Source organism: Planomonospora sp. ID91781, from assembly GCF_015711595.1.
GTDB lineage: Bacteria > Actinomycetota > Actinomycetes > Streptosporangiales > Streptosporangiaceae > Planomonospora > Planomonospora parontospora.
This window is the reverse complement of record NZ_JABTEY010000001.1, coordinates 3,528,113-3,540,119: the sequence shown is the minus strand read 5'-3', so window position 1 is coordinate 3,540,119 and position 12,007 is coordinate 3,528,113. Positions and strand designations below refer to the sequence as shown.

8 protein-coding genes are annotated in these 12,007 nt (G+C 72.4%); 6 read left to right on the top strand and 2 right to left on the bottom strand.

Annotated features, from left to right (window positions below; genetic code table 11):
- The first annotated feature begins 44 nt into the window (after positions 1-44).
- On the top strand, positions 45-1,082 hold the full coding sequence (locus HS048_RS38175) for an XRE family transcriptional regulator (protein ID WP_196467342.1): 1,038 nt from the start codon (positions 45-47) through the stop codon (positions 1,080-1,082).
- Between the two features lie 2,047 nt (positions 1,083-3,129).
- Entirely contained in the window at positions 3,130-4,341 is a 1,212-nt protein-coding gene (locus HS048_RS16035; protein ID WP_196467341.1) for a fibronectin type III domain-containing protein, read from the top strand.
- Between the two features lie 186 nt (positions 4,342-4,527).
- Here HS048_RS16035 and HS048_RS16030 read toward each other — a convergent pair whose 3' ends face one another.
- Positions 4,528-5,181: a TetR family transcriptional regulator gene (locus HS048_RS16030; protein ID WP_084007904.1), complete on the bottom strand. Its 654-nt coding sequence runs from the start codon at positions 5,179-5,181 to the stop codon at positions 4,528-4,530.
- Positions 5,182-5,353: 172 nt separating this feature from the next.
- Between HS048_RS16030 and HS048_RS16025 the strand changes: the two genes are divergently transcribed.
- Genes HS048_RS16025 through HS048_RS16010 form a run of 4 tightly spaced genes read left to right on the top strand, consistent with a single transcriptional unit; the run spans position 5,354 to position 10,997 of the window.
- Positions 5,354-6,994 (top strand): ABC transporter substrate-binding protein, encoded by a 1,641-nt coding sequence (locus HS048_RS16025; protein ID WP_068894007.1) that lies wholly within the window; start codon positions 5,354-5,356, stop codon positions 6,992-6,994.
- Positions 6,991-7,929, top strand: a complete 939-nt coding sequence (locus HS048_RS16020) for an ABC transporter permease (protein ID WP_196467340.1) — start codon at positions 6,991-6,993, stop codon at positions 7,927-7,929. Before HS048_RS16025 ends, HS048_RS16020 begins: the two co-directional genes overlap by 4 nt.
- Entirely contained in the window at positions 7,922-10,030 is a 2,109-nt protein-coding gene (locus tag HS048_RS16015) for a dipeptide/oligopeptide/nickel ABC transporter permease/ATP-binding protein (protein WP_307832498.1), read from the top strand. Before HS048_RS16020 ends, HS048_RS16015 begins: the two co-directional genes overlap by 8 nt.
- The gene (locus HS048_RS16010; RefSeq protein WP_196467339.1) at positions 10,020-10,997 is read left to right on the top strand and encodes an ABC transporter ATP-binding protein; all 978 of its coding nucleotides are present in this window, start codon (positions 10,020-10,022) and stop codon (positions 10,995-10,997) included. The genes HS048_RS16015 and HS048_RS16010 overlap by 11 nt, the downstream gene beginning before the upstream one ends.
- On the opposite strand, the gene HS048_RS38865 is transcribed toward HS048_RS16010, so the two are convergent.
- Positions 10,990-11,757 carry an N-acetylmuramoyl-L-alanine amidase gene (locus tag HS048_RS38865; RefSeq protein ID WP_068894011.1) on the bottom strand — a complete coding sequence of 256 codons (768 nt, stop codon included), beginning with the start codon at positions 11,755-11,757 and terminating at the stop codon, positions 10,990-10,992. The genes HS048_RS16010 and HS048_RS38865 overlap by 8 nt on opposite strands.
- Between the last annotated feature and the right edge of the window lie 250 nt (positions 11,758-12,007).

Below are 12,007 nucleotides of genomic sequence, written 5' to 3'. Positions count from 1 at the left end.
TGTTTGTCCGGTCATGGAGAGAGCTCTGAGCGGAAGAGGCGGTATTGAACGAGGTCGGCGGCCCACCCGATCCCGGGCACGCTGCCACTGCCGCCGAGTATGTCGCCGCCTTGGCCCGATTACGCCACTGGAGCGGCCTCACCTACCGTCAGCTGGCCGCAAGGGCGGACGGTTCCCTCCCTGCGAGCACCACGTCGAGCGTTCTCGGTCGCGCCACCCTCCCCCGGGAGAGCTTCGTGACGGCCTTCGCCGCCGCCTGCGGGCTGGACGAGGCAGAGATCGACCGTTGGGTGCGCGTCCGCAGAAGCCTCGCGATGAGCACCGTCGACGAGCCCGTGTCCGTGGCGCAGGAGCCCGAGCCGTGTGCCGGCACCCTGGCCGAAGCCGGTCCCGGGCCCGTGGCGGAGGTCTCCCCACCGGAGACGTCCCGCCGTCCGGCGTGGTCGGCCGTGCGGCGAGGATGGCCGACGCTCGTGACCGCCGCGGGCATGACCGCCGTGCTCCTGGCCGCGCCCACGGTCCTCGCGGACATGAGCGAGACGCTGGAGGGCCGGCCTTCAGCCGATCATCTGTCCTCCCGGGCCCTTCCGCAGGACGGTTGGTACCGTATGCGTCCCTCGTACGCCGTCGACCGTGAGCTGTGCGTAGGAGAGGGCCGCGAACGCTCCAGAAGAACCGACCGTCCGCTCGCAGTCCAGCGCTCGTGCGCCGGTGTGGCGCCCGACACCTACCTCAAAGCCCTCGGCGCAGGCGTCTACGAGATTCAATGGCACCACCCCGAGGAGGGCGTCGGCTGCCTGACCGTGGATCAGGCTCACCTCGGTGAGGAGGCGCTGCTCGCTCCCGCCGACTGCACCGCGGCGGCCCACCAGCGTTTCCTGCTGGAGCCCGAGCGCGCGGGACGCGGTTACGCCCTGCGTCCCGTGCACAGCGGCAAATGCCTCGGGCTGCTGTACGGCGAGGCAGACGTCCACCCGGGAGCCGAACTCGCGCAGCACACGTGCTCGGGAAAGCGCGACCAGATCTTCCGCTTCGAGACGGCGGATCGGCCGGACTGGCTGGAAACGGAGCCCGTCCCGTGAAGCTTCAGCCCAAGAGTCCGCCCTGGTCACCGGCAGGGCAGACATCACGCCATCCGTTCTCCGCGGGTACTCCCTGAGGACACCACCGCCTGCGGCACCCCGCGCGTTACACGCCGCTGACCGCATCGCGCCGGACACGGCGGGCCGAGCCGGCCGGCCATGCAGCCGAGGCCCGCGGACCCGAAGGTGCGGATCACCACCTCCGCAGCACGGGCGGGCGGGCGGGATTCGCGGTTCCCGGCGTCGGCCGCCCCGAGAACCCTGCTGCGGACGGTTCGTGGAGCCTGTCTCATCCTCCTACCGAATGCCTCGAAAACGGCTGACATGGCATGACCGGAGGAGAAGGGCCGGCCCGGAGATCTGTACGGGCAGCCCGTACGGCGTCATAGCGGTGCATCCGCTCCGAGCCGCAGCTTCAAGGCGAGAAAGATCCATCGTGTCCGGCAAGATCAACAGCGTCGTTGGGGACTCTTGCCCTGATCATCTCCGGCCGGGCTCCCCTCTTCCCACGATCCCGGCCGGTTTGTCTCCTCAGCAACAGAGGTACCGGTGGGATTCCCCTCACCGAACCACTCGGCCGCGCCGCCGCCACGGCGCAGGCCGCTCAGACGGACCATGCTCGCAGTGGCGGCCGTCTCCTCTCTGACCGCGTCCTTCTTGACGGCAGGGAGTCCCCCGCCCGATCTGGCCGACCCCGAACCGGCCCCCACTCACACTGCGGTGACGGAGTTTCCGCGACCCGAGGATCCGGACGCACCCCTGCGGGCCGCGATCGAAGAGGCGAGAAAACAGGGCAAGCCGGTGGCGGTCGAGCAGGTCTACACCGAGACCTCACGGACCTGGGCCTACCCCGACGGCCACCTGACGATGGAGTCGTATGCGGGACCGGCCCGGCTGAGGCAGGCCGACGGATCCTGGGCATGGATCGACACGGCCCTCGTCGAGCAGGACGGCGCGCTCCGGCCGAAGGTCGCCAAGGCCGATGTACCGTTCACCTGGGACATCACGGCCATCGCAAATGCATGGGCGACCGGGGCGCCCTCCCACGGGCTGGAGTTGCGCGCGGTCAACGACTCGTCGATGACCTATCCGTACTCCGGATACGTGGAGTTCCATTCCATGGAGCGGGCCGGCGCCGGCGCTCGGCCGCCGAAGCTGACCGTGTCCTACATGCTGCCACCGGAGATCCCCACAGTGACCGCCGAGTCGATCGACTCGATCAGCGGCAACGACGCGATCGCCCGCAGCACCAGCGTGAAGGTCGGTTTCAAGTCCAGTGTGGCCGAGACCGCGAACCTGGACTACACCGTCACGATCAATGACTCCACGATGATTCCTCCGCCGGTCCTGCCGACCGGAGAGCCGGCGCACTGGAAATTCGATGAGGAGGCGGGAGCAACCACGGCGGCCGACGCCACCGGACACGGCCACGCGCTCACTTTGCACAACGGTGCGTTCACCGGTCCGGGGCAGATCGGCCGTGCGCTCCAGCTGAACTCCACCGCCGGTTCCACTCCTCCTCCCACGCCGACTCCGACCTCTACGCCGACTCCGGCCCCTACGCCCACGCCGGCTCCCACGCAGTCCTGCCCCTATCCGGCGTGGTCGGAAGATGCCGACTACGAGCCCGGTGATCGGGTCAGCCACGAGGGACACGCCTGGGAGGCTCGCGACCTCGGCATCCCCTGGCCCGGAGTACCGGGAGACGAGGACTGGCCGGTCTGGCGAGATCTCGGCCCCTGCCCCGGCGGCGCGTTCGCCGCTCCGTCGAAGACCGACACCGCGGCCAGGAGCGTGCAGGCCGCTGTGAGCACGGGCAGCGCCTACGCCGCGACCAACGGCCCTCTGCTGCGCACCGATGCCAGCTTCACCGTCGCCACCTGGGTCCGCCTTCAGGAGGGGGAAGCACGTCAAGGCCTGCCGTACCGGCGTCACCCCGCCCTCGTGCAACGAGAGCCCGGCCTACCGCATCACCTCGGATGCTCCGGTATCGCCGACCGATACGGAAACCGGTATGGCCGACCCGACGCAGCCTGTCCTGTCGGGCATGGCCAGTCGTCCTTCCGGAGGGCCGGTCACCGCCAAGTACCACCTGTACGACAGCGGCGGCGCCCCGGTCGGTTCCAGCCCGCTGGGACAACGCGCCGTCAACGGCGGCGAACGCGCCTCCTTCCGGATCCCCGCCGGCATCGTCCGGCCCGGTCGCGCCTACACCTGGCAGATGCAGACCTGCGTCAGCGGCACGGACGGCTCGGGCGAGATCTGCACCCCCAAGACCGCACCCGTCGGCTTCACCACCCCGGGCACCCCGAACGAGCCTCCGGCCGAAGAGGTCCGGCACCTGACCCTGGGCAAGGACGGCTTCGTCATCAAGACCGCCAAGACCGACCCGACGGCCTGCGGCGGCAACCCGTGCACCGTGACCGACTCCGCCACCATGCAGATCGGCGGCGCCGGAGCGGACAAGACCGTCACCGTCATCGGGCTCAAACTGGACGGGCTCCCCGATGGTACGGGCGTGTCCGAGGCCGTCATGAAACTCGGCACCCCGACCTGTCCGGCCGGGAGCTGCCCCGGCGACACCGTCATCACCGCGGCGCCGCTGAAGAGCGCGGTGACCGGTGAGACCAAGGGGCCGGACCTGGCCGGTGACATCGACGCCACCGGTGCCGCCCACACCTTCCCGATCGCCACGCCGCAGGCGGACATCGCCGGCAGCGAATACCAGTGGCTGATGCTCACCTCCGACAAGGACGAGGTCATCGCCTTCGGGGATGCCGCAGCCGCCGAACAGCCCTCGATCGCGCTGACGTACCTGCCCGCCGGGCCGCCCGGCAAGGTGCTCAACCTGGCTGCCGCACCCGGGGACGGCGGTGCCGTCACCAGCTGGGGCATGCCGGAATCCAACGGCGGCGTCGCTCTGCTGGAGGGCTACGACGTCGAGGTGTCCGATGGCGACGGCGTGGTGAACACGCTGCAGGTCACCGATCCGATGGCGGTGATCTCCGGCCTGACCAACGACACCGCCTACACCGTCAACGTCCGCGCCAAGACCCGCTTCGGCGTCGGCGACTGGGAGTCGACCACGGTCACGCCCAAGGCCGTACCGCCGCCGCCACCGCGTGGTTCCGGAGGCGATGGCCGACGGCACCGTGCGCGTGACCGCGACAGTCGGACGGGCCTGGAAGGAGGCGCCCTCGGCATCGGCAGCGGCACAGACGAACGCCGTGGACGTCAATGCACAGGCCTGCACATATGAATCGGTGAAGGTCGGGGCGGCCCCTGGTCATCGCGCAGGGGCCCCGGCCTTCTCCTCCGTCGCCTGACCGCACCCCGGGTGGAACGATGCCGTTGCTGCGCCCCGGCGGGATTCACTCGGCGGACGCACGGCCGGTGGCCGCCGTTTCCGTCGGACAGCGCCCAGCGGCAGAGTCACAGAACGGTCCTAGACCCCGTTGAACGGCCGGTGCGGCGGCTGGAGCAGCCGCAGATAGCCCCTGGAGAAGGTCACCAGGACGTCGACGGCCTCCTCCAGGTCGGGGTAGCGCCCCTCCAGGTGGCCGAGGGCCATCGCGTTGGTCAGCGCCCCCACCCCGTCGGCGATCATCTCCAGGCGGCGCCGGTCGCCCTCGTCCGCGACCGGGAAGCCCATGGCCGTCAGGTCCGCGACGAAGTGGGCGCGGTAGGCGGCCGCGGTCGCCAGGGCGTACTCCCGCAGCGGGGACGCCGGGTCGTGCCGGGCGCGCAGGCCGATGCGGAACAATTCGGGGTGGCGGCAGATGGCCTCCAGCGGGAGCCGGAAGGCGTCGCGGAGCCGCTCCATGTCGTCGGGGGCCTCCCGCGACCTCATCCGGGCCTCGCGCATCGCCTCCCGGAGCCGCCGGCCCGCCTGCTCGCCGAGCGCCCGCAGCAGGTCCTGCCGGTCCTTGAAGTGCACGTAGAAACTCGACTGGGCGATGCCCGCCGCGTGCGCGACCTTGACGGTGGTCAGCCCCGCCTCCCCCTCGGCGTCGAGGATGGCGAAGCCCGCACGGATCAGGCGGCGCCGGGTGAGGTCCTTGGCCTCACTGCGGCTCAGCGGTGCGTCGGCCACTGCCACCCCATCTCCCGCCCGGCTGTGCCCCCGGCGCCCCCGGCGCCCGGCGACAACCCTACCCGCGGCCCCTCCGGCGCCGGCGGCGCGGACGGCCCCGGCACGGGTCTTGTGCGATTTTTCACCGATAGTACTATCGGTGAAATTGCTCTCGGGGGACTGGCCGGGAGGAGAACGCGTGAAACGTTCGAAGATCGTGGCGGTCTCGCTGGCGTCGCTCGTCCCGCTGGGGCTGGCCGCGTGCAGCGGGGAACGCCCTGCCGAGGGGACGGGGCCGCCCGGATCCCCGGCGGGCGCCGGAGCGTCCCCGGTGGCGGGCGGGCGGCTGGTCTACGCGCTCAGCGCCGACGCGAGCGGGTTCGACCCCGCGGCCGACTCCTTCGCCTCCCAGACCTACAGCATGGCCACGACGATCATCGAACCGCTCGTCGCCATGGACTCCGGCGGCCGGTGGAAGCCCTACCTGGCCGAGTCCGTGACCCCCAACGCGGACGCCGACGAGTGGACCGTCAAGGTGCGCCCGGGGATCGCCTTCTCCAACGGGGAACCGCTCGACGCCGAGGTGGTCAGGGCCAACCTGGAGGCGCAGAAGGCCTCCCGGCTCACCAGCGCGGTCTTCGCCCCGGTGGAGTCCGTCGAGACCGTCGGCCCGATGACGGTGAGGATCAGGCTCCGGGGGCCCTGGGTCGCCTTCCCCAACTACCTCGCCTCGCAGATCGGCATGATGGTCCCCAGGGCGTCGCTCGCCGACCCGGAGGGCGCCTCCAGGAAGCCGGTGGGGACGGGCCCGTTCCTGTTCAAGGAGTACCAGCCGGGCAGCCGCATGGTGGTGACCAGGAACCCTGGCTACTGGCGCAAGGGCCTGCCCTACCTCGACGAGATCGAGTTCCGGATCCTGCCCGACAGCCAGACCCGGGCCCAGACCCTGGAGGCGGGCGGGGTCGACGCCATGGGCACCACCCGTGACGACGACATCACCAGGTTCGGCGCGATGAAGGACGCCTACACGGTCCACCGGGCCGCCGGCATGGCCGTCCCCGAGTACTCCTTCGTGCTGAACACCGCGGTCGCCCCCCTCGACGACCTGCGGGTCCGCCGGGCCCTCGGGCACGCCCTCGACCGCCGGGCCTTCTCCACCACCCTGCGCGCGGGCCTGACCGAGCCGGCCGACGGCCCATGGTCGAAGGAGTCCGAGTGGTACGCCCCCGGCGGCGACTACCCCTCCTACGACCCGGCCAGGGCGGCCGCGCTGATCAAGGAGGTCGAGGCGGAGAAGGGACCCGTCTCCTTCACCCTGCACACCACACCCGACCCCAACAGCCTGCAGGGCGTCGAGCTCGCCCAGGACATGTGGCGCAGGGCCGGCGCGGACGTCTCGATCAAGCAGGCCGACCAGGCCGACATGGTCACCAGCGCCGTCACCGGCGCCTTCAACGCCATGCTCACGGTGGGCTTCAGCGCGCAGGACCCCGACGGGGAGTACATCTACCTGCACCAGAACTACGCCCGCCCGGTCGGTGACATCTCCATCAACGTCTCCCGGATCCAGGACGCCGAGCTCAGCACCGCCTTCGACACCGGCCGGGCCAACCCGCAGCCGGACGTGCGCAGGCGGGCCTACGCCACCGTGCAGAAACGGCTGCGCGAGCTGGTGCCGTACATCTTCGTCGACCACCTCAGCACCGGGGCGGTCATCGCCAGGAGCAGGGTCCGCGGCATCGGCGAGCACACCCTGCCCGACGGCTCGCCCGGACTGCCGCTGACCGGCCAGCCGACGCCCTACCACCCGTTCGGCTCCGTCTGGCTCAGCCGGTCATGACCGCGGTGTTCCGGGCGGCCCGCCTCCTGGCGGTGCTGCTCGTCGTCACCTTCCTGTCGTACGCCCTGCTCAGCCTGCTCCCCGGCGACCCGGTCGGGCAGATCCTGGGCGGGGCGGCGACCCCGGAGGCGCACGAGCGGCTCCGCCGGGAGCTCGGCCTCGACGACCCGCTGCTCGTCCGGTACGGCTCCTGGCTCGGCGGCCTGCTCACCGGCGACTTCGGCACCTCCTACATCACCGGCGTCCCCGTCCTGGAGTCGCTGGCCGACCGGCTCCCGGTCACCCTGGAACTGCTGGCCGCCGCGCAGCTGGTCGCGCTCGGCGTCGCCGTGCCGGCGGCGGTCGCCGCCGCCCGGCGGCCGGGCGGGCCGCTGGACCACGCGCTGACGGCGATCTGCTTCGGGCTGCTCTCCACCCCGGTGTTCGTGCTCGGCGTACTGCTGATCCTCGTGTTCGCGATCAAGCTGAAACTGCTCCCGGCGACCGGCTGGACGCCGATCTCGCTGGACCTCGGCTGGAACCTGACCTCGGTGCTGCTGCCCGCGGTCACCATCGCCCTGCCGGAGACGGCCGTCTACTCCCGGCTGCTGCGCACCGACCTGATCGCCACCCTCCAGGAGGACCACATCACGCTGGCCCGCGCCCGCGGCCTGTCCCCGCGCCGCATCCTGTGGCGGCACGCGCTGCGCCCCTCGGCCGTCTCCCTGGTCACCGCCGTCGGGCTCAACCTGGGCGCGATGATCGGCGGCGCGGTGATCGTCGAGACGCTCTTCGGCCTGCCCGGTGTCGGCCGGTTCGTCGTGGACTCCATCTTCGCCCGTGACTATCTGGCAGTGCAGGGAGGCGTGGTGCTGATCTCGGTCGGCTACGTGCTCGTCAACTTCGCGGTGGACCTCGCCTACGCCGCCGTCGACCCCAGGATCCGGCGTGCCTAGGCCGCCGGGCCGCCGGGACCGTCCGGACCGCCCGGAACACCGCGGCCTCCTGCGGCGCCTGGGCCCGGCCTTCTGGCTCGCGGCGGGCTGGCTCGCGCTGGTCGTCGCCGTCGCGGCGGCGGCGGACCTGCTCCCGCTGCCCGGCTACGACGAGACCCTCGCCGGGCCGCCCCGGTCCGGCCCGAGCGCGGAGCACCCGTTCGGCACCGACGCGCTCGGCCGCGACCTGCTCAGCCGGGTCGCCCACGGCGCCCGCGTCTCCCTCGGCGTGGGCGTCGGCGCGGTCCTGCTCGGTCTGGCGGCCGGCGCTCCCCTCGGCGTCCTGGCCGGGTACCGCAGGCGCAGGACCGACGCCGTCATCATGGGCGCCAACGACGTCGCGCTCGCCTTCCCCGCGATGGTGTTCGCGCTGGCCGTGGTGGCGTTCGCGGGGGCGAGCCTGGTCAACGTGCTCGCCGTGCTGGCCGTGCTGAGCGTCCCCGCCTGGATCCGGCTCGTCCGGGGCACGACCCTGGTCTTCGCCGAGCGGGAGTTCGTCACCGCGGCCCGTGCGCTGGGAGCCCGCGACCGGAGCGTCCTGTGGCGCGAGATCGCGCCCAACGTGGCGCTGCCCGCCGCCTCCTACGCCTTCGTCGGCATGGCCGTCACCATCGTCGCCGAGGGCGGGCTGGCCTTCCTCGGCCTGTCCGTCCAGGCGCCCACCCCCACCTGGGGCGGCCTGATCAACGAGGGCCGCCCCGTCATGGAGACCGCGCCGCACGCGGTGCTCCTCCCCTCGCTCGTCATGTTCCTGACCGTGCTCTCCGCCAACCTGGTCGGCGACCGGCTGCGGGCGCTCACCGACGTCCGGCAGAGCGGCCTGGAGCCCGTACGGCGCCGCCCGGCCGTCCCCCTCCCCGCGCCCGGGCAGGCGCACCGGATCGAGGAGGGCGCGCTCCTCCAGGTCGCCGGCCTGCGCACCCACCTGCCGACCCCGCGCGGCACCGTCCGCGCCGTCGACGGCGTCTCCTTCACCGTGCGGCGCGGCCGGACCCTGGCGATCGTGGGCGAGTCCGGCTCGGGCAAGTCCATGCTCATCCGCTCCGTCCTCGGGCTGGTCCCGGGCCCCGGGGCGCTGCGCGGCGGAAGGGTCTACCTGGACGGGCGGGACCTGACCGGGCTGAGCCCCGAGCAGATGCGCCGCGTCCTGGGGACCCGGTTCGGCGCCGTCTTCCAGGACCCGATGACGGCGCTCAACCCGGTCCGCAGGATCGGCGTGCAGCTCGCCGAGCCGCTCCGGGTGCACCTGGGCCTGGACGCGAAGGCCGCCCGGGCGCGGGGCACGGAACTGCTCGCCTCGGTCGGCGTCCCCGAGCCCGCGCGCGTGATGCGCCGCTACCCGCACCAGCTCTCCGGCGGGATGCGGCAGCGGGTGACGATCGCCATGGCGCTCTCGTGCGGCCCGGACGTGCTCTTCGCCGACGAGCCGACCACCGCGCTCGACGTCACCGTCCAGGACCAGGTGCTCCGGCTGATCCGGCGGCAGCGCGAGGAGCGCCGCATGGCCGTGGTGCTGGTCAGCCACGACCTGTCGGTGGTGGCCGAGTGGGCCGACGAGGTCGTCGTGATGTACGCCGGCAAGGTCGTCGAGCGGGGGCCCACCGCCGCGCTGTTCGAGCGGACCCGCATGCCGTACACCGAGGCGCTGCTGGCGGCGGTGCCGAAGCTGACCGACCCGGCCCACCACCCGCTCCGCCTGATCGCCGGGCGCCCGCCCGACCTGGCCGACCCGCCGGCGGGCTGCTCGTTCCGTCCCCGCTGCCCCTACGCCCGGGAGCGGTGCGCGGCGGAGGAGCCGCCGCTGCTGCCGGCCGAGACGCCCGGCCACCTCTACGCCTGCTGGTACCCCCGGGACACCGGGGTGCGGGCTCCTGCCGACACCGGCAGCGGCACCGGCACCAACAGCGACAGCGACAGCGACAGCGACAGCGACGCCGGCGGCCGCGGTCTCGACGGCCCCTGCGGGCCCGGTCGCCCCGCGGCGGCCGGCCGCCCCGGTGATCTCAGTGGTCCCAATGATCTCAGTGATCTCGATGAAGGAGCCGACAGCCGTGGCAGGTAGCGGAACCGCCCACCTCCGTCCCGCCGGCGAGGTGGTGCTCCGGGTGGAGGACCTGTTCGTGGAGTTCCCCGCCGGGCGCGGGCGGAGCGTGCACGCCGTCTCCGGGGTGAGCTTCGACGTGGCCCGCGGCGAGACCCTCGGCATCGTGGGCGAGTCCGGCTGCGGCAAGTCCACGACCGCGCGGGCGCTCATGCAGCTGCCCCCGCCGCGCCGCGGCTCGGTACGGCTGGACGGGGTGGAGCTCACCGCCCTGCGCGGTGAGGCGCTGCGCGCGACCCGCAGACGACTCCAGATGATCTTCCAGGATCCGGTCTCCTCGCTGAACCCCCGCCGCAGGGTCCGCGACATCGTCGCCGAGGGACCCCGGATCTGGGGCACGGGCGCCGGCCGGGTCGACGAGATGCTCGCGGCGGTCGGGCTCGACCCGGCCATCGCCGCCGCCCGGCGGCCGCACGAGTTCTCCGGCGGGCAGTGCCAGCGCGTCTCCATCGCGCGGGCGCTGGTGCTCGACCCCGAGGTGGTGATCTGCGACGAACCGGTCTCCGCGCTGGACGTCTCGGTGCAGGCGCAGATCCTGACCCTGCTGGAGCGGCTCAAGGAGCGCTACCGGCTGACGCTGGTGTTCATCGCCCACGACCTGGCCGTCGTCAGGAACGTCAGCGACCGCGTCCTGGTGATGTACCTCGGCAAGACCTGCGAGCTGGCCTCCGGCGACGCCCTGGTGCAGCGTCCCGCCCACCCCTACACCCGGGCGCTGCTGGCCTCCGTCCCCCGCGGCGGACTCGGCCTGCCCCCGGCGGACCGGCTGATCAGCGGTGAACCGCCGTCGCCGGTGACGCCGCCCAGCGGGTGCCGCTTCCGCACCCGCTGCCCCGAGGCCGGTCCGGAGTGCGCGGCCGTCGAGCCGGTCATGCGCCGGATCGGCGAGGACCACTGGGTGGCGTGCCACCGCCCGGAGGTCAGGTGATCGGTTCCTGCCAGGTCGCGTTCCAGGTGAGGCGGTCGACCGCGCCGGTCGCGGTCAGGCCCTTCTCCTCCTGGAAGGCCCGGCACACGTCCCGCGACCGCTCGCCGTACAGGCCGTCTACCTCGATGCCCCAGCCGCGCTTGCGCATCTGCTGCTGCCAGGTGCGGACGTCCTCGCCGGCCATGACCGGCGGGTACTTGAGCGTCCGGCCGGGGAACGACGGGTGCGGCTCGGGCGGGTCGGGGGCGCCGCCGGGCCGGGGAGCGCCGCGCCGTACCCAGGTGTAGAGCGGCTCGCCGGGGCAGGAGGTCGCGTATCCGTCGCGGTGGCCCTTGATCTCCCGGCCCGCGCCGCCGCGCTCCCGGAGGTACTCGACGGCGTCGAGGATGCCATGCAGGATGTTGTCGGTGGGCTGGACCAGGCCGGAGGAGCCGACCAGGCCGAGCACGGCGTAGTGGCCGCTGTTGAGCCCGGAGCCGTTCGCCGCGGGCAGGCGCCTGGGCCCCCGCCCTTCGAACACCTTCCGGTGCGGACACACTACTAACGAGTAACCTATGTCCATCCAGCCGTTTCCATCCATATGGCTGTTCTGGATGGATTTCACCAGGGCCACGCACCGGGTGTGGTCGTTGACGATCCCGGGATCGACCCGGCCGCCCGTGTAGTGGACCTTCACGCCCCTGGTGGAGCTGATCTGCGTGTACGAACCGCGCGGCTGGCGAGCACCCCATTCGCGCCGGGTAACAAGGTCGATGGCCACGGAATCTCTCCAGGGGGATTCGGTTGTCGGGGGAATGACCGGAGCGTAACGGGTCGCGCGGTGCGACACGGGGCGGTTCGCCAACCGGCTCCCGATCGGACACCGGTCCGGCCCGCCTCCGGACGGGGAGGCCCCGACTCCCTTTCCGCGAGGAACGGGTCCAAACGTTCCCGTCGGCCGGCCTCACCCGCGGACGGCGAGCGGGAGAATGGGATTCTCGCGCGACAAAGGGCATAAACGCCTTACATCT

Coding starts and splice junctions, on each gene's coding strand:
- HS048_RS16020 (WP_196467340.1), top strand. CDS start 6,991: ATGACCGCGGTGTTCCGGGCGGCCCGCCTCCTGGCGGTGCTGCTCGTC.
- HS048_RS16035 (WP_196467341.1), top strand. CDS start 3,130: ATGGCCAGTCGTCCTTCCGGAGGGCCGGTCACCGCCAAGTACCACCTG.